This is a genomic window from Nostoc sp. 'Peltigera membranacea cyanobiont' 232, from assembly GCF_002245985.1.
Classification (GTDB): domain Bacteria; phylum Cyanobacteriota; class Cyanobacteriia; order Cyanobacteriales; family Nostocaceae; genus Nostoc.
Map to the genome: position 1 here is coordinate 1 of NZ_NOLK01000392.1, position 1157 is coordinate 1157.

Here is a 1157-nt window from a genome sequence, read left to right on the forward strand (position 1 = left end):
ACTTCATCTAAAATGCTGCCATTCCAATGATTCTCTAGTATTGCCCATGTCCTTTCTATCGGATTATATTTACTATGATATGGAGGGTAGTAAGCTAAACGTATGTTTACTTGATGTTTGTGGGCAAACTCTACTATACGTTTCATAAATTGGGTACGACGTGAACTATTCTGCGGACCATTATCTTGATTGAGAAGTAGGGTTTGAATATCAGAAAAACGATGCTTTTCTGATAACCAAAAATCTTCTAAAATATCAACAATAAAATCGCTTGTAACTTTCGATTCTGTAAAGTATAAAAATAGCTCATCAAGTTCTGGAAGGAAGATACCATAAGGAGTTACAGTTGTTTTTGGATTAAAATCATGGTCATCAGCTTTCGCTCCATTTCGGCTTTTACCCCCTCGATCAAATGAGCCAATCTTAACGCGGGCTTTTGCGTCCATACTTAGACGTAAAACACTCTTATCTTCCGAAGCATCTTGATTTATTATGTCTAACTGCTCAAAGATTGCATCAGTTTGTGGGATTTTTTTTGAGGTTGAATTTTCTTTACCCTTCTGAGCTTGTAACCTAAATTATTTAATTTGACTCGAATTGTTTCTGATGTGTGTAAAATTTCATCACTATAACCATATTTTTCAATTAATTGCTTTCTGACTTCGGCTGCACTGAGTCTGCTATATAGTCTTTGACTTTTAAAACTAGGATCAGTTTGACTTTGCGAATCTACTATATTTTTTATATCTTCTAAAAGATTTGGCAAGTGTTCTTCTGCTTTATAACGCCCTTTGCCACTCATGTTATCAACACAAGTAATACCACTTTCCAATTCTTTTATTCCTTTCCTAATAGTATCTCGATTCCATCCTAATTCTGATTGTGCAAGCCTTTGCCCTCCTAAACCTAAGCCCTGAACTGTCTGTGCCATAAATTTTCGTTTTGCTGCACCTTTTAATTGAAATGCAGTTTCAATCAACAACTTTTTGAGAGAATCAGTTAATACTATGGCCATCAGTTACCACACTCAAAAATAAGCGTCATTATTTAAATTACTACAAAAGGGGAATGAAGTGGCTGCCTACGGCAGCCACTTCATTCCCCTTTAAAATGATTATCATTATTGTTAATGGAATAGTTTATTTTCTGGAAGTCCC

General features: G+C 35.2%; 1 pseudogene. It reads right to left on the reverse strand.

What is annotated here, in order from left to right:
• Window positions 1-1009: pseudogene (locus CDG79_RS40555) on the reverse strand (ISAzo13 family transposase); the annotation flags it as partial.
• Window positions 1010-1157: the final 148 nt, after the last annotated feature.